Here is a 17623-nt window from a genome sequence, read left to right as displayed (position 1 = left end):
AGGTATAAAAAATGACAGAAGTGAACAAACAAAGATTTTACAAAAAATTAGCGGTAACAGGTCTTGCTTTTACACTTGTAGGGGCAGGAACTCTAGGTCTTCATTCTTTACATTTTACGGGTGAGCCAACTGTAGCAAGCGCAGCGGCGGAAACATATACAACAACGGCGAATTTAAATATTCGAAGCGGCCCATCGACGTCCAACGCGATTATTGCAACGGTCAAACAAGGCACGCAGCTAACGGTAGTTGGACAAGCAGCAAGCGGCTGGCTGAAAGTAAGCTATCAAGGCAAAACGGGCTACGTAAGCAGTGAGTATGTTAAAAAGTCAGCGAGTTCAACGGCCAAAACCTATGTAACAACGGCAAATTTAAATATTCGAAGCGGCCCATCGACGTCAAGCGCGATTGTTGTAACGGTCAAACAAGGCACGCAGCTAACGTCGACAGAACAAGCAGCGAACGGCTGGCTAAAAGTAAGCTATCAAGGCAAAACGGGCTATGTGAGCACGCAGTATGTAAAGGAATCAACGGGTTCTTCTGAGCCGGCTCCAGCTCCGGCAGCTTCTGTCTATGTGGCGACGGCGAATTTAAATGTTCGAACAACTGCTTCAACTGCTGGTGCGATTATGGCAACACTTAAAGCTGGCACACAGCTCGACGTAACGGCTAAAGCAGCAAACGGCTGGCTGAAAATTACGTATCAAGGTAAGGTTGGTTATGTAAGCGGTCAATACGTACGAGCATTAACTGGCATGAAAGTGGTTTCGAACCCTGAAAGTATACAAGTTGTTGTGAATAAACAAAACAAGCTTCCGGAAAACTACGTTCCGAAAGATTTAGTATATACAACCATTCCATTTACATTCAAAGAACAAACGGAAAAGAAAAAAATGCGCAGTGAAGCAGCCGCTGCTATTGCACAGTTATTTGCGGGTGCGAAAAAACAAGGCGTTACGCTTCTTGGCGTATCAGCTTACCGTTCACACGCAGCGCAAAGCGCGCTTTTTAGTTCATATGTTCAAAGAGACGGCTATGATAAAGCGGCAACTTATAGCGCATTGCCAGGCACGAGTGAACATGAAACGGGTCTTGGTATTGATGTAACAAAAGGAGACGGTACATGTGCTGCTCAAGACTGCTTTGGCGGAACTAAAGAAGCAACTTGGCTCGATGCCCACGCAGCAGAATATGGATTTATTATTCGTTATCCAAAAGGGAAAGACGCGGTAACTGGCTATAAATATGAACCGTGGCATTTGCGATATGTAGGCAAACCAGTGGCGCAGGCGATTAAGAGTAAAGGAATTACGCTTGAAGAATATTACGGAATTAAGTAGTTTAAAAAAGAGGCTAGAATAAAAGTAGCTTAGTTGAAGGAAGATCCGAACGTGTTTGATTCTCTATCAAGAATCAAACACGTTCGGATTTTTTTATTATTGTGGTGAAGGTAGGTTTCATGTATGTAGGCGCTTCTAGCGGTTGAGTGAAGGGCAAGGCGAAGACTCCTGCGGAAAGCGAAGTCTTGCACGGAAATCAACCGCGGTGTAACAGATAATCCCTACGAGCTCCTTTGTCCCATTTGTTCGTCTTTAATTTAGTTATGCTTCAATCTCTTTTATTTTTGTTCATCATGTTTACCCTTCTTGTGAAGGAGGGTAGGTAATGATACAAAAGAACTACTGTTTGTGCATTTAAAGTTGTGTTTGTGTGTTAAAAGATCTAGTGTATATTTCATACAGAAGTGTAAAGTACAGGGGGCGTTCATCTGTGAAAAAACGAAGGAGATGCATCCTATCATGTTGAAAGATCATATGTTTGAATTTTATTTTGATCAAATGAATGAGTTGGTTTTTTTAGCGGAAGTAAAGAACCAACATCTTTATTATAAAAAAATGAATAAAGCTGCTGCTAAGCTTGTACGGTGCCAAGGAGAAGCGGGCATGCGGCTAGAAAGCGTACTCCCTGAGTGGGCGTATCACTCCCTTTACCCTTACTATATGAAAGCGATGGAAACAAAAAAGCCAGTTACCTACCATGATATAAATACCTTTTCAGATGAAGCTGAAGCGTTTGAAACAACGCTTACCCCAATTTTTGATGATACCGATAATAGTACGCACCTATTAGTGATGAGTAAAAATATCCAGAAGTTAAAAAAAGAATTAGCCCAAAGCATGGAGCAGTATAAATCGCTTTTTATGAACCATGAAAACGCCATATGCATGATGGAGTTAAGCGGTAAAATTGTTCAAGCAAATCCCGCCTGTGAGCAAATGTTCGGCTGCGATACGCAGGATATCATCAACAGTTCTTACATGCAGCTTCTAGAAGAACCGAAGATTGATGCTTTTGTCTAAAAGCTAACGTTCCATTTGCTTAGTTATTTGTTGGAGAAGGAAATCTCGCTGCTTCAAAATGTGAGCCATCTTCGGATGTGACGATTGTACCAGCTATGCTGCTTTGAACAAAAACTTCAACGCGATCTCCAGCTTCTAAATTGTAAATAGTAGACACGGATACCGCATTAACAAACGGTGTGTTCCCGCCAAAGAAATCGTTAACGATAGCGATAGCGGTTGTCCCATTTACACGTATTTCTATGCGAGTTCTATAATCTAGCATCTGGTCGTTAGGAGAGAATCCAATTGTAGCAATGATGGAATATACGCCATCTTTTTTGGGGCGGAAGGTAGAAGCAATCGGGTTATATTCATTTGCTAAATCAAATTGTTCAGTTGGGAAAACTGCTTTTACAAACGTATTTGCAGGAACATTTTGAGGCATCGTTAAATTGAGCGCTCTAAATGCTGACTCCCGCGTGCTTCCTTTTTTTCCTTTATCTTCTTTATATTTAGAAGCCCAATCATGTGATTCCTCATAGAAATCTTCTTCGCGTCCATAAATCCAAACTTGTGATTCTTCAGAGCTATCTTCTTCACGTCCATAAGCCCAGCCGCGTGCTTCCTCAGGGGCATCTTCTTGATGCTGCTCTTTCTTATTGTTAAGGGAAGCCTCGCGAGATTTCTTCTTGTAAGGATAAGATTTTTCTACATAATATTTGTCATCTTTATCATTGTAATTGAAATAATACTTTTTTATAATAATCACCCTTTCTTTGCAGTATTCTATACTGTATTCACTCATAGAGGAAATGTTTGGATACTTGTCCAACAACTCTAGAACTGTTTTTTTAAATAGCTAATAGTAACTAATTTTGAATGTAGAATTATTTGCATCATATAAAAAAACACCTCTTTTGAACAAAAGTCGAAGAGGTGTTTTTGGGTTCGAAGAGTATTTGATTCGACATTCTACCCATAACCTGTATGTAAATTTCACTCTATCAGTCAACTGGGTGTACTTTTATAGCGCTGGGTCCTTTAGCTCCTTCTTGGATTTCAAACTCTACCTTTTGTCCTTCTGCCAGGTTTTTATATTCCTCACGGTCGATCGCGTTGGAGTGAACGAACACTTCTTTTGATCCGTCTTCGGGTGTAATAAATCCAGATCCTTTTGATTCGTTGAAAGATTTAACGGTTCCTTTATGTTTGCTCATTGAAAAAGCCCCCTTATAAGTATAGAAATAAATTCATAGTAGTTTTTTACCCAAACGCTGAAATTTCAATCATGTTTATGGTAGGTATACCGGTAGAGATAAAAGTAAATAGGGAGGGCTTAACAATTTTTTCATTTCGGTTATATTTTTATATTGTATGTGATATAACTATTGTTATAAAATGTAATCGTTAATTCTGCTAACTAAAGGAGATAAAGAAAAAAATGAGGGATGAGTTGCTATATATAGGGAAGAAAATTATCGATAATAAACAGGAATTAGCGATACAATTTTCTGATCTAATGGACTCTGAATATAAGCGGAAGCTTGTTTACCACGAAGAAAGCGAAGTTTTAAAATGGAGAGCAGAACTCATTGAGTATTTAGGCGAGTCGTTATTCGAAGAGCACTCGGTCGTTTTAAAGAAAATCATTCAGTGGGGTACAGATATAGGAAAAGTGGCTGTGGAAAACGGACTTTCTTTGAGTCAAACGTTAAAATCGCTCGCGCTGTTTCGAACAGTGATATGGGGTGTTTTTACAGAAGAGCTTCAACAGAAGCAGTTTGCTCCTATTACGATGCTTGATGTAAGTAAAAAAATTGACCCGATGCTTGATCAGCTTAATCATATATTTGTTGAAATCTACGAAGAACATAATACGGGCACCATAAAACACGCTTATGCAGCGCTAGAAGAATTATCAGTTCCCATCGTTCCTCTTTCTGAAGGAATTGCTGTGATGCCAATCGTTGGACAAATTGATACGCATCGTTCGCAGCTTATTATGGAAACGGCTTTAGAAAAAAGTGCTCAGCTGCAGCTGAGTTATTTAATATTTGATATTTCAGGTGTTCTTATCGTCGATACGATGGTAGCGGACAATATTTTTCAAATTGTAAAAGCCTTACAGCTTATCGGAACTAAAACGATGATTACCGGGATACGTCCGGAAATCGCGCAAACCGTTGTTGATTTAGGCGTCGATTTTGGAACAATCAAAACAAGAGCGACGTTAGAAAAAGGCCTCGAAGAAATAGGCTTTAGCAAACTGCCAGAAAATCCACAAAGAAAAAAAGACAAATGGCGTTATTAATAAATAAAAAGCCCAGAGGCTAGGACAAAAATATTTTAGTTGACGTTAAATCCGAACTATTAATCTGATTGATGGTTCGGATTTTTTGTTGTTATGGTGAACGTAGGTTTCATGTATGTGGCTGCTTCTAGCTGGTGATTGGAGGGCTTATATTGCAAAAAATTTAAGGGGAACTCACAGCGTGACATGTTACATTCTTTGTAAAAATGGGTATTGGTAAAAAGAAGCATTTCAAGCGCTTTTCAATCACAATAGCCGTCTAAAATTAATTAATTGTTAATTTTGAATAACGTAAATTATTTAAATACTTAGACAAACAAATGAGGAAAATATATACTTATTAGTGTTGTCACGAAAAGATAAAGGGGAGAAACAAGGATGGATATCAAACGTCAAAACGTTGATTTTGGTAACTCAATTTTTCAAACGCTAGTGGATGGTTATTACTATGAAATTCCTACAAACGTAGTAGAAATCACAAAAGATCAGGCAGAGGGTCATTTTCCTTCAAGTGTAAATGAACCGGAATTACTTCTTCAAAATTTACTAATTTCTACAACAATCGAAGGCGGAGAAAAGTATTATTTAGTAGGAGACGCAGCAGAGAAACATGTGCTAGGCAATATCCATATTAATAAGTTACATAATAAAACTGAATCTGATATTCCTTATGTGATGTTTTTAGCTTCAGTTGCTTATTACAACATACTTAAAGGAAAAGACAAAGAGGATAATCATGTGACGATTAATTATTTCTCGACTATGCTTCCGATTTGGCTGCTTAAGAAAACAAATAAATTCAGTGAAATGCAGCAGAAGATGGCCGAACGTTTTCAAGGAGAGCACACGGTTACGGTATTGACTCCTGGGTTAGAAAAAACGCTCACTGTGAACATTGAAACGAGCAAATGCCGTATTGAAAGCGAAGTGGCTCGCTGGGCGATCAAAAAAGATTTTGAATTACAAGATAGAGAAGAAGCAAATGCATTCAAACATTTTGAAACACTAATTGTAGATTTGGGCGGAGGCACGGTTGACCTTGCGCTGCTTCCTGCAGGACTTCACGCTCCTAAAAGCAGAAATTCGCTGAAGTGTCTTACGGATATTTCATATTTGAAGCATATTGAAAAGCTAAGAAATGAAAAGCTGCTTGAGTATTTTGATGATGTTCGTTCATTAGAAGAATTTATTATTGCCAATATCCATAAAGCAAAAATGGAGCAAAGAGACGGCAATAGCGGGAAAAAAGTAGATCTCACGGAGCCTATTCACGCTTCGCTTAGAGAATACACGCAAATTTTATTAACGAAAGTTGAAAATCTATTTCCATCGCCAAAAGATAAAGTCTATAAATATATCTATATTGGAGGACTGGCTCCTATTCTTCAACAGTTTATTGCAGAGCAGATTGATAACATGTACGGGGAAGAAATCAGAGAAGAAAATCATCTTTTCTTGCCGGAGACACGCAAATTAAATTTATACGGTCTTGAAATTTTAAGCAGACATGAAACAAACGCAGTTCACGTTTAAAAAGGAGGAGCATATATGAGTTATCAAAACACTCGCCTTAAGGAAGCACTAGATGATTGGTACGGTCAGCTAAGCTCCCAAATGGCTGCACCATTTTATTTACTATCAAATGCGTTTCTGACAGCTGGTAATCTATCAGCAGATATGATGGGAGCAAGGGAAAAGACCGTAAGTAATAGAGATGAACGTGCAAATTTCACAATCGATACTGCTGACATTCCGTCAGAAGTGTCTTCATTTCTGAAAGAAAAACAGCAGGCAAACGAGCTGCAGGACTATGTAGTAAGACTCATACAGCAAGACTTGCAAAAAATGAGCAAAGAAAATGAAGTGAAGACGCTCGTTCATTCACTTCGAAAAGAGCTGTTGGGCGAAATTGACTTACTAAAAAAAGAAATGAATTCACGTCTTGCTGCAAATCGTGAGGAGTATGAGGCCTCGCAGACAAAGGAACTTCAGGATTATGTAGCGAAGCTTGTGGAACAAAACGGGCAGAAAGACAGCCGGGAAGAAGATTTTCAATCGTTAGTTCATTCATTAAGAGCCGAGCTGTTAGGCGAAATTCATTTGCTTAAAAAAGAGCTGGGCTCTGCGTCAGCTCCTTCTTATAAGCAGCTGAAACCCGTTAGGAATGAGGAAGAAGAAACATTTAAAGAAGGTCAGCTAATTAAAAGTGAAAAAGTGACCGGAACCATTCAAGAAGATATCGATGTAGATTTCTAAATAGAAAGTAGAGGCGTGATATGCCTCTACTTTTATTATTTCTCTATTTAAAATGAGGCTGGGGCAAAAGTATTTTAGGTGAAGGAAGGTCCGAACGATGAATCTAGATTCTTGATGGGAAATCCAATGGACCAATGTAAAAGCTTTAGCTTATGAATTATAAAACTCTTTTGTTTCTTTTTAGCTTTTTTCGAAAGTATAAGCCAAGATCAAATGTAGCGATGGTACAAATACTGCACTTTATCATAAACCAAAATAACGATTCGTTTATACCAAATCCGCCAATCGAAGCTTTTAGTTCATTTAGCTGCCTGAGAATTAAATTTATGTCGTTTTCATAGGCCACAGTAAAAGATTTAATCACAAGCATAGTCATAATGACTGCTTCTACAGATGTATATAGAACTTTTCTTACTAGTTTAAGAGAAGGATTTACGTTTGATTTGGGAATTTTATAAAATAGTTTCATCGCATATTTGCCTTTCAGTTATTTTAAGCGGTTTAAAAAGATTAGTTTATTCTATAATTCTTTCCTTGGCTACAAAATCCTTTATGTATAGCAAGTTTAAAAAAGGCCCGCTAGAAAAGGTAGTACACCGATTTTCTAGCGAGCTTCTTTAGTCAACATCTATCTATTTACTTAGTAATGATCCTGAAAAAGCGTTCCAATCCTGCATAACGCTCTGCTTATTTTTAATGTTCTTCAGCCAGAGCGTTTGCTTTTGTCACATGAACCGTGCCAAATGGATGGTTTGGAGGAGCGTATATGGAGTAAAGCTTTAGCGGAGTGGTGCCGATATTGGTGACATCATGCCACGTTCCGGCAGGGATAAATATCGCATCATCATCGTAGACTTTTCGTTTAAAGGTTAGATTGTTTTTACTTTTGCCCATTTGAACAATGCCTTGCCCTTGTTCAATGCGCAGGAATTGATCAACGTTAGGGTGGATTTCTAAGCCGATATCTTCACCGGGCTTAAGACTCATTAACGTCACTTGTAAATGTGTTCCCGTCCATAAAGCAGTGCGGTACGTATTATTTTGCTTTGACGCTTCATTAATGTTAATAACAAATGGTCTTGGTCCGTAGTCCTTTAATTTACCGTTTCTTTGCTGAAACTGTTCGCTGGTGTGATAGTGATTCGGCACGTAATAACTATATGGCTGCCAGCCGTAGTACACTGGGGTCTGCCACTGATGATAATAAGGTGTATAGTGCATACTCATTCTCCTTTTCTCGTTTAATTTTTCTTTTCATCCTATGCCTTTGTCAAAAAGGTTGATACCATTTGCCTTTTTGTCCGCGGTCTTTATCCACTTATTTTTTGCTGAAATCATGTGATTAATGATTTATCTGAGCTCTTTGATTGTTTTGCGGTGGTTAAAAAATACTTTCATCACTTTAATACGATAATTCATTAAAAAATATATCGTATGAAAACGTTTTATTTGATATAATTTTAGGAGATGAAAATTATTTTAAAGGGTGACGTTCATTGAAAGAAAAAAAACTTCAAGAATTAACTGAACATCTTAATAATTTATTCAACAATTTAATTCACGGATCTATCACAGAAGGTGAATTTAATGAGCTGTCCGAAGAGCTTTACAGAAAGCAAACTAGGCTGCGCTATGAGATAGAGTGTGAGAAAGGTTCGTATTATAGAGAATATTTTAGAGGCTAAGACTTTGTATTAGACTGCTTTATAAGAAATAAGAAAAGGCCTTCACTTAGGAGGCCTTTTCTTAACTTCTAACAGAAAGTGGAGTGTTACTTTCTATTTCAATAAGTATATTAGTATATTTACTTTATGAAAAATAAAACTGTTGAAGCTCTAAAACTCGCTATTCACCCCCAAAAACCTGTATGATAGGTTTAAGATTACCGCATATGAGATATATGTATAGTAAAAAGGGGTGATGAGCTGTGAAGTGGTATAAAGGAGTTGTCATGCAAGTCTTAATGACAGAAATCGAAACAGCAAGAGAGCATATGGTTATGTTAGGACTTACAGAAGGCTTTACAAGTCGTAATACAGTTCGAATCAATCAAACCCTTGATTATTTATTAAATGAACTAAGTAAAGTAATGGCCGCAGATTAATCGTATTTTATATAAAAATGAAAAGAGCTGCTGACTTCACGGCAGCTCTTTATAAGTTGACTTAACGTTTACTTTAATGTTTATGATACTATTTATACAGTTACCTTATAGCAAAGAAAATAACGGAATCTATTATATATATTGTATAGTAGAAACCTAGAAGGCGAGTTGAAAGCGCCCGTGAGAAGGGAAGCTTAGATACATAAAGCAAACGCCGTACTAAGAATGGCGATGGAGGGTATAGTGGAATGGAATATCATATTAAAGAGGCCGCTGCAAAGGTAGGGCTGCCTACGCATACGCTTCGATACTACGAACAGCAAGGGCTTTTACCTTTTATAAAAAGAGATGAGAACGGAAATCGTATTTTTAGCGAGTCCGATATCGAGTGGCTAGAATTTATTATTTGCTTGCGAAAAACGGATATCGCTCTTTTAGAATTACGTAAAATTGTTGAATTAACACAACAAGGCGATGATACAATCGGTTTGCGCAAGCAGATATTTGAAAAGCATAGAGAGAAAATGATGGAAAAACAAAGAGAGCTGGACGCAGCTTTTAGAAAAGTTGAAACGAAAATCGACTACTATGATAAATTAGAGCAAAAGTATCAGGAAGAGCTTTCATCTAAAGCCTAATTTACCGTTTGTTTTTCTTATTTTATAAAGAAAGAAAAAGCGGGCAGCTAATCCAATTAGCTGTCCGCTTTTCTCTAAATTTACAGTGTAGAAATGTCAATAACAAATCGATAGCGAACATCGCTGCGAAGAACGCGCTCGTACGCTTCATCTACTTGCTTAGCATCGATGACTTCAATCATAGGAGCAACGCCGTGTTCAGCCGCAAAATCAAGCATTTCTTGTGTTTCACGAATGCCGCCTACAAGTGAACCAGCAATGCTGCGACGTCCCATGATAAGTGAGAATACGCTGTACTGATCTGGGTTAGCCGGTGCGCCAACGTTAACAAGTGTTCCATCTACGCGAAGTAAAGATAAGTATTGATCCACGTTTAGGTTAGCCGATACCGTGTTTAAGATAAGGTCAAAGCGACCCGCTAATTCAGTAAATGTCACTTCATCACTTGTTGCAAAATAATGATCTGCGCCAAAGCTTAGAGCTTCTTCTCTTTTATTGTTAGAACGGCTCAATACCGTCACTTCAGCACCCATTGCATGTGCAAATTGAATCGCTACATGTCCAAGACCGCCCATTCCCACGATCGCCACTTTTTTGCCAGGACCAGCATTCCAGTGCTTTAACGGAGAAAATGTTGTAATCCCTGCACATAGAAGCGGACTTGCTGCATCCATACTTAAATTATCAGGAATACGAACAACGAATCCTTCTTTTACGACGATTTTTTGGCTGTAGCCGCCGTATGTAGGGTTTCCGTCATAATCCAACGAATTATACGTTTGAACAACGCCTTTTGTACAGTATTGCTCGTCACCGTTCACACAGTACTTGCACTCTCCGCAAGAGTCAACGAAACATCCAACGCCAACGCGATCGCCAACCTTGTATTTTGTTACGTTTTCTCCAACCGCTTCAACTACTCCTGCGATTTCGTGACCAGGAACCATCGGGAACATCCCGCCGCCCCACTCATCAAATGCACTATGAATATCAGAGTGACAAATACCGCTAAACTTAATATCAATTAAAACGTCATCTGCTCGCAGTTCTCTGCGTTCAATCGTCGTATTCTCGAATTTTGCCTTTGCATGCGGCGCACTTAGAACACGTGATGTTGTTGTATGTTGATGATTATTACACATAAGTAAAAACACAATCCTTTCGTTATAAACATAACCAGTTTGCTAACACAGTTAGACTCACTGACTATATTCGATATATTTAAAAGCTACAACACTAGCTTAAACGTTAAAGTCGACTTTAAAGCAAGCCCTTTTTTGAAAAAATTTTTCTTTCTATGATTTTATGAAAAAAGGAAAGTGAGGAATAGTATAGCAGCTTTTTATCTATGTTTAGTTAAAAGAAATTCTTCAAGGGTGCGAGCGGCGGCGTGTTCATCCACTCCATTTGTCAGTAACGTTATTTCATCTCCTTTTTTAACAGCTAAAGCCATGACCTTCATCATGCTTTTTCCACTTACACATTTTCCATCTTTCGCAATAAAAATGTCACTTTGAAATGAACAAGATTCACGTGCAAATAAAGCTGTATGTCTAGCTTGAAGTCCTCCAGAAAGCTGCACCGTCATTCTTTTAATCAGCATTTTATTTCCCCTTTTTTGTATTTCAAAACTATAAAACTAGCTTAAACGTTAAAGTTAACTTTAAGGCAAGAGGTAATTTGGATAAAAAGTGGAAAGGGAAGAAAAGGTAAGCTAAGCCTAATATTAATGCACATAGTGATCCTGCTGTTAGTATGAGGGAATGTAAACGAAGCGTAATGCCGCTTTTAAAAGAAAGTTCTCATACATCCTTTTGTTGCATGAGCAAAACACGTAAGAAGAGACCTAAAAAAGAAAGAAAAATGATGAAATACTAAGCAAATGAGAAGATTTGCCTCTTTTAACAGGTATGTGTACGTTTTCATGCGGAATGTTTCCGTTTCCACTGACTTTGTCAAACAGCAGACAATTGTTGATAATAGAGCTATATAAGAGGCAAAGGGGACGATGAGATGAAAAAATCTATTTCAAAAGTAGAGAAGTTTATAACTGAATTTAAAACGTCAATGACAAGCTACGGAGAAGCAATTATAAAAGTAAAAGGAAACTGATTATAAAAAATGCAGGTCATTTTTTTATAAATCTATTCCATAAATTCATACTAAATAATCATACTATTAAAATAAGAAATATAACTTTGCTCATAAAAGCTTTGTCTATTGTTGAAATAACAGTAGATAAAGCTTTTTTGTGCGGTTATATAAGTGGATATGATAGCTTTTATAACTAGCATTTTTAGAAGGAATAAGTTTTTAGGTACATGCAGTGTATAAAAAATTCTGAAATTTTATTATTGACTGAAAGCGTTTTTAATATTAATATTAATTCAAACTTAACCAATATTTAACCAACACATAACAAAAGAGTTTTTTTATCTACAAATGAAATCGATTTCATTTGTAGAGTTATAAGATTGGTAAGTTTTATCACTATCTATTGCCAGTGAGGCAGCATTACACAATAAGGGGAAAAGAGGAATCAAAATGGGAAACGAAAATATTCTGTGGGGAATTGCTCCAATCGGCTGGAGAAATGATGATATTCCTGAAATTGGTGCAGAAAACACATTGCAGCATCTGTTAAGCGATATCGTCGTAGCAGGCTTTCAAGGAACGGAAGTGGGAGGATTTTTTCCCGAACCAAACATATTAAACAAAGAGCTTGAGCTTCGAAATTTAAGAATCGCAGGGCAGTGGTTTAGCAGTTTTATCATTCGTGATGGCATAGAGGAGACGTCAAATTTATTTCACAAACATTGTCAGTATTTGCAGGAAGTGCATGCTGATGTGGCGGTCGTATCTGAGCAAACTTACAGTGTTCAAGGGATTGAAAGAAATGTTTTTGCTGAAAAACCTTATTTCAGTGATCAAGAATGGGAAGCTTTATGTGCAGGATTAAATGAGCTCGGGAAAATCGCAGCAGAATACGGTTTACGTCTTGTCTATCATCACCATATGGGGACAGGTGTACAAACATTAGCTGAAATTGATCGGTTAATGGAAGGAACGGACGCAAATCATGTTCATCTGCTATATGATACGGGACATATTTACGTTTCTGACGGAGACTATATGGAGTTATTACATAAGCATATAGATCGTATTAAACACGTTCACTTTAAAGATGCAAGAAGAAACGTGCTGGAGCAGTGCAAGAGAGAAGGAAAGTCATTTTTGCAGTCGTTTCTAGCCGGTATGTTTACCGTGCCGGGTGATGGATGTGTAGATTTTACAAACGTGTATAAAGCGTTAGTGGATTACAATTACAAAGGATGGATTGTAGTGGAGGCGGAACAGGACCCTTCTATTGCGCATCCATTGGAATATGCTTTAATGGCCCGAAAGTACATTAACGAAAAGTTAGTTATTCATTCTTAAAATAAGACGGGGGAATTAGCATGGGTAAACAGGGAAATCAACATTCATTTTTACGTACGATCATTTTAGTTTCTACGTTTGGTGGACTGCTTTTTGGATATGACACGGGAGTTATTAACGGGGCACTGCCTTATATGTCTGAATCTGATCAATTGAATCTCAACTCTTTTACTCAAGGTCTTGTAACGAGCGCTCTGTTATTTGGTGCTGCATTTGGGGCAGTGGTAGGAGGCAGGCTAGCGGATTATAACGGACGGCGTAAGACGATTCTGTATCTTGCCATTCTATTTTTTGTTTCCACAATTGGATGCACGATTTCGCCAAACGCCGCCGTTATGATTCTTTGCCGTTTCCTATTAGGACTTGCTGTAGGGGGCGCATCTGTTACCGTACCGACATATTTAGCAGAAATGTCTCCAGCTGAAAGCCGGGGAAAAATGGTAACTCAAAATGAACTTATGATTGTTACTGGTCAACTTCTTGCCTTTACGTTTAACGCGATTATCGGAAATATGCTAGGAGAAAACCCTCACGTTTGGCGATATATGCTGCCAATTGCCGCCATTCCAGCTGTCTTTTTATTCTTTGGCATGCTTAGAGTACCAGAAAGTCCGCGCTGGCTTGTGTCAAAAGGGAAAAATAACGAAGCGCTAACGGTTCTTCAAAAGATACGAGAAAGTAAAAGAGCCAAATCAGAGCTGCAGGAGATTGAGAGCGCTTACGAGCAAGAAGCAAAAATGGAAAAAGCAACGTTTAAAGACTTAACAACTCCATGGGTTCGAAGAGTTGTTTTCCTTGGTATTGGAATTGCTGTCGTACAGCAAATTACCGGCGTAAACTCCATCATGTATTACGGCACTGAAATTTTAAAAGACGCAGGGTTTCAAACAGAAGCTGCTCTTATTGGAAATATCGGAAATGGAGTCATCTCCGTTTTAGCCACGTTTGTAGGGATTTGGCTGCTAGGTAAAGTTGGACGCAGACCAATGCTTATAACGGGATTGGTAGGAACGACTACTGCCCTGCTGCTGATTGGTATATTTTCTCTTGTATTTGAAGGGTCCGCGGCACTTCCATATATCGTATTAGCACTAACGATTACGTTCCTCGCATTTCAGCAAGGAGCTATATCTCCGGTAACGTGGCTAATGCTTTCAGAAATTTTCCCTTTACGATTAAGAGGCTTAGGGATGGGTGTTACCGTATTTTGTCTGTGGGGAATTAACTTCCTTGTAGGGTTAACGTTTCCGGTTTTACTGGCCAGCATTGGCTTATCCACTACGTTTTTTGTTTTTGTTGTACTCGGCATCGGAGCGATTTTATTTGTTAAAAAGTTTTTACCGGAAACGAAAGGGCTTACACTTGAAGAACTTGAGCAAAGGTTCCGCAGCTATGATAATGAAGACGCTGACGTCATGAATGACAATAAAATTATTTAAGTGAAGAATGGAGAGAATCATTATGAAACTATGTTTTAACGAAGCAACAACATTAGAAAATTCAAATCTTGTAAAGGACCTTGAGTATTGCAGCAAGCACGGATATGATTATATCGAAATTCGCACAATGGATAAACTCCCTGAGTATTTAGAAAGTCACTCAATGGATGATTTAGCGCAGTTTTTTAATACAAACCATATTAAACCGCTAGCGCTGAACGCTTTAGTTTTCTTTAATAACCGCAGTGAAAAAGAGTACCAGGAAGTGATAGAAGAGTTTAAGAGTATGCTAGAAACCGCTCAAAAGATAGGTGCTCCCTATATCGTAGCCGTTCCTTTAGTAACGGAACAAAAAATAGTAAAAGCAGAGATTAAAAATAGCTGCGTACAAGTGCTGAATGAATTATCGGAATTGGCTGAACCTTACGGAGTTAAAATCGCCGTTGAGTTTGTAGGACACCCTCAGTGCACGGTTAATACGTTTGATCAAGCTTATGACATTGTGCAAACTGTGAACCGAGATAACGTAGGATTAGTACTTGACTGCTTCCACTTCCATGCGATGGGATCAAAACTAGAAGACTTAAAACAAGCGGATATTTCTAAAATATTTATCGTTCATATCGATGACACGGAAGATTTTCCTATTGGCTTTTTAACAGATGAAGACCGAGTATGGCCAGGTCTAGGAGCGATTGATTTAGATGCTATTTTCTCAACATTAAAAGAAAAAGGCTATAATGACGCGGTATCTGTAGAGCTATTTCGACCTGAATATTATCAATTAAACGCGGAAGAAGCAATTAAGACGGCTAAAGAGACAACCGTTAAGGCTATCTCGGAATACTACAGCTTTCAAACAACAAAATCATATTCATGATAAGGAGTGTCAGTCAGTGACGTTAGTATCTTCAAAACTAGTATCAATGAAAGATATGCTTCATGCCGCTAAAAAAGGAAACTATGCGGTTGGTCAGTATAATATTAACAGCCTGCAGTGGGCACAGGCTATTTTACAAGCTGCCGAAGAGGAAAAAGCGCCTGTCATTGCAGCCGTTTCAGACAGGCTTGTCGACTATTTAGGCGGATTTAAAACCATTGTAGGCATGATCGAAGGTTTGTTAGAGGAAATGAATATTACTGTTCCTGTCGCGCTTCACTTAGATCACGGTATGAGTGTAGAAAGATGTAAAAAAGCTATCGACGCTGGATTTAGCTCGGTCATGTTTGACGGTTCTCACTATCCAATTGATGAAAATATTGCCATGACTAAGCAAGTAGTAGACTATGCTGCTGCTCAGTATGTCTCCGTTGAAGCTGAAGTCGGAACAGTCGGAGGCATGGAAGACGGGCTTGTTGGCAACATCGTGTACGCTGATCCCGCTGAATGTCTGCGTCTTGTAAAAGAAACGGGAGTCGATGCTTTAGCGGCTGCTTTAGGTTCAGTTCACGGACAGTACCAAGGCGAACCGCAGCTAGGCTTTGATAAAATGAAAGAAATAGCTGATTTAACAGATGTGCCGCTGGTGTTGCACGGAGGTTCTGGTATACCAAACTATCAAATTCAAAAAGCAATAGCTCTTGGACATGCGAAAATTAATGTGAACACCGAGTGCCTTCAGGCCTGGACGCGCGCTGTCCGTCACACGTTGGAAAGCGACAGTGACGTGTATGATCCGCGAACCATTCTTACACCGGGAAAAGAAGCGGTTATGGCGACTGTAAAAGAGAAAATGAGAGAGTTTCATACAAGTCATAAAGCTTAATAAAAAAGAGGCTGAGACAAAAGCATTACAGTTGAAGCAAGATCCGAACGATGAATGGAGATTCTTGACGGAGAATCCAGCTCGTTCGGATTTTTTCTTTGGTAGGATTTTAATCGATTGAGTTGCTTCTAGCTGATGTATCTAACTTGTTTGTCTTTAGCTGGAAATAATGGAGTTATGTCTCAATCTCTCTTTGTTTTAGCAGTTACTCTTCTAGAAAATGCCTTTTGTAAAGGTTATAATAGTAAGTAACAAAAAAGCGAAAAGAAAGGTAAACGGGGGAGGTAGAAATGTTAAAAACGAAGCGAATTCAACAAATTCAAGAGTATGTTTTTGAACATGAATCTGTCTCATTAGATGATTTGGTTTCGGTGTTTGAAGTCTCCAAAAACACGATTCGACGCGACGTTCAAAAGTTAGTGGATGAAGGGCATATTAAAAAAGTATATGGGGGAGTAGCCGTTAATCATGTGAAGCTTGAATCATTTAATGAAAGACAAACAAGAAACCAGTTTCAAAAGCGTTTAATTGCCAAAACGGCAGCTCAGTACGTAGAAGACGGAGACGTCATCTTTATTGATTCAGGAACCACCACGTTAGAAATGATTGAATTTCTAAAAGACAAATCAATAACGATTGTTACAAATAGTTTAGATGTTATAGTAAAAGCCTTGCCTTTTGATGCGTTAAAAGTAATTTCTACGGGCGGCTATCTTGAGCGTGAAACACAATCATTTTCAAGCTTTAACCATACCAATCCTGTAAAGAACTACAACTTCGATAAAGTATTTATGGCTTCTACGGGTATTTCCATATCAAATGGCGTTACCAATTCATCGCCCGTTGAAAGTGAAATCAAAGAAACGGTCATAAAAAGAAGTACAAAAGTGTTTTTATTAGCAGATCATACAAAATTTGATAAGTATGCAATGATTACGTATTGTCAGCTGCATGAAGTGGATTATTTAATTACAGATAAAGTGGACGTCAGCTATCAGCACTATGCAAAAGAAAATGAGATTACGCTTATCCTTGCGGAAGAATAAGTGTTTTTGAGTGATTATACATATGCTTAGACTTAGAGCCAGTAGGCATACAAAAGAAGTATGCCTTTTCTTTTTTCTTCACATCGCGCTCCTTTAGAAAGCGATTACAGTGAATGAAAAGATAAACTAACAAAATTTTTAAAAAAGTGTTTACAAAGTAAACTGAATATTATAAACTAAGTTCATAGATAAGAAAGCGCTTTTAAAACTAGATGAAATCGATTTCATCAAACTGAGCTACATGTATAATAAGATTAGTTTTACTGGTAAGACAGAGCATAAA

19 protein-coding genes are annotated in these 17623 nt (G+C 38.2%); 13 read left to right on the top strand and 6 right to left on the bottom strand.

Features of this window, described 5'->3' with window-relative positions:
* Positions 1-11: 11 nt before the first annotated feature.
* Both ACN6NE_RS01580 and ACN6NE_RS01575 read left to right on the top strand, forming a co-directional pair.
* Positions 12-1340: an SH3 domain-containing protein gene (locus ACN6NE_RS01580; RefSeq protein ID WP_129703247.1), complete on the top strand. Its 1329-nt coding sequence runs from the start codon at positions 12-14 to the stop codon at positions 1338-1340.
* Between the two features lie 459 nt (positions 1341-1799).
* Entirely contained in the window at positions 1800-2360 is a 561-nt protein-coding gene (locus ACN6NE_RS01575; RefSeq protein WP_165351628.1) for a PAS domain-containing protein, read from the top strand.
* Between the two features lie 19 nt (positions 2361-2379).
* On the opposite strand, the gene ACN6NE_RS01570 is transcribed toward ACN6NE_RS01575, so the two are convergent.
* Both ACN6NE_RS01570 and ACN6NE_RS01565 read right to left on the bottom strand, forming a co-directional pair.
* A complete protein-coding gene (locus tag ACN6NE_RS01570; protein WP_438616501.1) occupies positions 2380-2907 on the bottom strand; it encodes a hypothetical protein in 528 nt (175 codons plus the stop codon).
* A gap of 439 nt (positions 2908-3346) precedes the next feature.
* Complete coding sequence (locus ACN6NE_RS01565; protein WP_016764987.1) at positions 3347-3559, bottom strand: cold-shock protein; 213 nt, start codon at positions 3557-3559, stop codon at positions 3347-3349.
* A 224-nt stretch (positions 3560-3783) separates the two neighbouring features.
* On the opposite strand from ACN6NE_RS01565, the gene ACN6NE_RS01560 reads away from it, so the two are divergent.
* The 3 genes from ACN6NE_RS01560 (at position 3784) to ACN6NE_RS01550 (ending at position 6909) form a co-directional block, all read left to right on the top strand.
* Complete coding sequence (locus tag ACN6NE_RS01560) at positions 3784-4653, top strand: STAS domain-containing protein (protein ID WP_129703240.1); 870 nt, start codon at positions 3784-3786, stop codon at positions 4651-4653.
* A 378-nt stretch (positions 4654-5031) separates the two neighbouring features.
* Complete coding sequence (locus ACN6NE_RS01555) at positions 5032-6186, top strand: ParM/StbA family protein (protein ID WP_129703238.1); 1155 nt, start codon at positions 5032-5034, stop codon at positions 6184-6186.
* A gap of 15 nt (positions 6187-6201) precedes the next feature.
* Positions 6202-6909, top strand: a complete 708-nt coding sequence (locus ACN6NE_RS01550; protein WP_129703236.1) for a hypothetical protein — start codon at positions 6202-6204, stop codon at positions 6907-6909.
* Between the two features lie 157 nt (positions 6910-7066).
* Here the strand turns inward: ACN6NE_RS01550 and ACN6NE_RS01545 are convergent, their stop codons facing one another.
* Positions 7067-7378 (bottom strand): hypothetical protein, encoded by a 312-nt coding sequence (locus ACN6NE_RS01545; protein WP_129703234.1) that lies wholly within the window; start codon positions 7376-7378, stop codon positions 7067-7069.
* 224 nt (positions 7379-7602) lie between these two features.
* The gene (locus ACN6NE_RS01540; RefSeq protein ID WP_129703232.1) at positions 7603-8130 is read right to left on the bottom strand and encodes a cupin domain-containing protein; all 528 of its coding nucleotides are present in this window, start codon (positions 8128-8130) and stop codon (positions 7603-7605) included.
* Positions 8131-8405: 275 nt separating this feature from the next.
* On the opposite strand from ACN6NE_RS01540, the gene ACN6NE_RS01535 reads away from it, so the two are divergent.
* The 3 genes from ACN6NE_RS01535 (at position 8406) to ACN6NE_RS01525 (ending at position 9651) form a co-directional block, all read left to right on the top strand.
* Positions 8406-8594 (top strand): hypothetical protein, encoded by a 189-nt coding sequence (locus ACN6NE_RS01535; protein ID WP_013058178.1) that lies wholly within the window; start codon positions 8406-8408, stop codon positions 8592-8594.
* A 242-nt stretch (positions 8595-8836) separates the two neighbouring features.
* Positions 8837-9013, top strand: coding sequence for an aspartyl-phosphate phosphatase Spo0E family protein (locus ACN6NE_RS01530; protein ID WP_474324190.1), 177 nt, complete (start codon positions 8837-8839; stop codon positions 9011-9013).
* A 248-nt stretch (positions 9014-9261) separates the two neighbouring features.
* Positions 9262-9651 carry a MerR family transcriptional regulator gene (locus tag ACN6NE_RS01525; protein ID WP_129703230.1) on the top strand — a complete coding sequence of 130 codons (390 nt, stop codon included), beginning with the start codon at positions 9262-9264 and terminating at the stop codon, positions 9649-9651.
* 80 nt (positions 9652-9731) lie between these two features.
* Here the strand turns inward: ACN6NE_RS01525 and ACN6NE_RS01520 are convergent, their stop codons facing one another.
* Positions 9732-10793 (bottom strand): NAD(P)-dependent alcohol dehydrogenase, encoded by a 1062-nt coding sequence (locus ACN6NE_RS01520; RefSeq protein ID WP_474324188.1) that lies wholly within the window; start codon positions 10791-10793, stop codon positions 9732-9734.
* Between the two features lie 200 nt (positions 10794-10993).
* On the bottom strand, positions 10994-11254 hold the full coding sequence (locus ACN6NE_RS01515) for an HPr family phosphocarrier protein (protein WP_129703226.1): 261 nt from the start codon (positions 11252-11254) through the stop codon (positions 10994-10996).
* A gap of 941 nt (positions 11255-12195) precedes the next feature.
* Between ACN6NE_RS01515 and iolE the strand changes: the two genes are divergently transcribed.
* The 5 genes from iolE to ACN6NE_RS01490 all read left to right on the top strand — a co-directional run bounded on the left by iolE (position 12196) and on the right by ACN6NE_RS01490 (position 17340).
* Positions 12196-13089: a myo-inosose-2 dehydratase gene (gene iolE / locus ACN6NE_RS01510; RefSeq protein WP_129703224.1), complete on the top strand. Its 894-nt coding sequence runs from the start codon at positions 12196-12198 to the stop codon at positions 13087-13089.
* 20 nt (positions 13090-13109) lie between these two features.
* The gene (locus ACN6NE_RS01505) at positions 13110-14528 is read left to right on the top strand and encodes a sugar porter family MFS transporter (RefSeq protein WP_045290907.1); all 1419 of its coding nucleotides are present in this window, start codon (positions 13110-13112) and stop codon (positions 14526-14528) included.
* 22 nt (positions 14529-14550) lie between these two features.
* Positions 14551-15408 carry a 2-keto-myo-inositol isomerase gene (gene iolI / locus ACN6NE_RS01500; RefSeq protein ID WP_043981178.1) on the top strand — a complete coding sequence of 286 codons (858 nt, stop codon included), beginning with the start codon at positions 14551-14553 and terminating at the stop codon, positions 15406-15408.
* A 46-nt stretch (positions 15409-15454) separates the two neighbouring features.
* A complete protein-coding gene (fba, locus tag ACN6NE_RS01495; protein ID WP_474324324.1) occupies positions 15455-16294 on the top strand; it encodes a class II fructose-1,6-bisphosphate aldolase in 840 nt (279 codons plus the stop codon).
* 290 nt (positions 16295-16584) lie between these two features.
* The gene (locus ACN6NE_RS01490) at positions 16585-17340 is read left to right on the top strand and encodes a DeoR/GlpR family DNA-binding transcription regulator (RefSeq protein ID WP_098334258.1); all 756 of its coding nucleotides are present in this window, start codon (positions 16585-16587) and stop codon (positions 17338-17340) included.
* Positions 17341-17623 lie beyond the last annotated feature (283 nt).

The organism is Priestia sp. 53B2, from assembly GCF_056099005.1.
Note: the sequence above shows the minus strand (reverse complement) of the source record. Positions and strands in the feature narration are given on the sequence as shown.